General features: G+C 43.5%; 2 tRNA genes and 2 rRNA genes. All 4 read right to left on the bottom strand.

Annotated features, from left to right (window positions below):
* Positions 1-121: ribosomal RNA gene (locus tag L2712_RS19075) — 23S ribosomal RNA — on the bottom strand; the annotation flags it as partial.
* 484 nt (positions 122-605) lie between these two features.
* Positions 606-681, bottom strand: a tRNA-Ala gene (locus tag L2712_RS19070).
* A 133-nt stretch (positions 682-814) separates the two neighbouring features.
* Positions 815-891: transfer RNA gene (locus L2712_RS19065), tRNA-Ile, on the bottom strand.
* A gap of 200 nt (positions 892-1091) precedes the next feature.
* Positions 1092-1192 (bottom strand): 16S ribosomal RNA (locus tag L2712_RS19060); the annotation flags it as partial.

Here is a 1192-nt window from a genome sequence, read left to right as displayed (position 1 = left end):
CATTCGGACATCGTTAGCTCAAATGCTTGTTACTAGCTCGCCAACGCTTTTCGCAAGTTACTACGTCCTTCATCGCCTCTGACTGCCAAGGCATCCACCGTATACGCTTAGTCACTTAACCATACAACCCAAATGAGTTTCATATCGCTTGTTACTCAAGCCGTTGTCTTTATTGTGCCTATCGTTTGTCAGTTATGTAGCGCTGCTACACGCCTTCCTCACTCAAGCCACGGCTTCGACAACAACATGATTAACTGCGCTTACTTTACCAATTGTTAATACGGGTAGTATCAACAGGTTGTATCGCAACTAATGGTTTCAACTTTCGCCAAAAGAATACTCAATGCACTTGATTAAAGTGTGTTTTGAGAACTCAATTATTTTTTCGCGCTAATGCTACAAATAACCACGTACAAGTACGTCATTATCCCTTTCACATTAACACTATCAGCTTTCCAAATTTTTAAAGAGCGACCTCCACGGATGGTGGAAGTGTCGAAAATCGTATGAAACGATTTCGACCGGGCTTAAAAAAGCCAAAGATAAATTCTGCATTTATCTTTGGCATCTCTAACCTAAACTGCATGCCCTCATCAAAGAGCAAATGGTGGAGCTATGCGGGATCGAACCGCAGACCTCCTGCGTGCAAGGCAGGCGCTCTCCCAGCTGAGCTATAGCCCCATTTACATGCAGCGAACAAAATATACGAATACCAATTAAATTGGCTAAGCCAAATCGAGTTTAGTCAAGGCAACTTGTTGCAACGTTTAGCTCACTAAACGAGTAACAAGTTAACGTAGAATAAACGAAGATTTGGTGGGTCAGAGTGGACTTGAACCACCGACCTCACCCTTATCAGGGGTGCGCTCTAACCAGCTGAGCTACAGACCCATTCTTTTTGGTTATTTAATCCTTACTCTGCGTTACTTTCATCGTTTCTCAGTCATGTGCAGTTGCACACTCCTTGCGAGACTCTTCAAGTGCCTTGATTAAGCATTAAATTCCACAAAAATTATCTTTCGATATTTTGCTCTATCTTCTATCAAGTAATCTGTGTGAACACTCAACAAGCACTAAATCAATCGTATAGGTAAGGAGGTGATCCAGCCCCAGGTTCCCCTAGGGCTACCTTGTTACGACTTCACCCCAGTCATGAACCACACCGTGGTAAACGCCCTCCCGAAGGTTAAGC

Source organism: Shewanella marisflavi, from assembly GCF_023283925.1.
In the GTDB taxonomy this organism is placed as follows: Bacteria; Pseudomonadota; Gammaproteobacteria; order Enterobacterales; family Shewanellaceae; genus Shewanella; species Shewanella marisflavi.
Note: the sequence above shows the minus strand (reverse complement) of the source record. Positions and strands in the feature narration are given on the sequence as shown.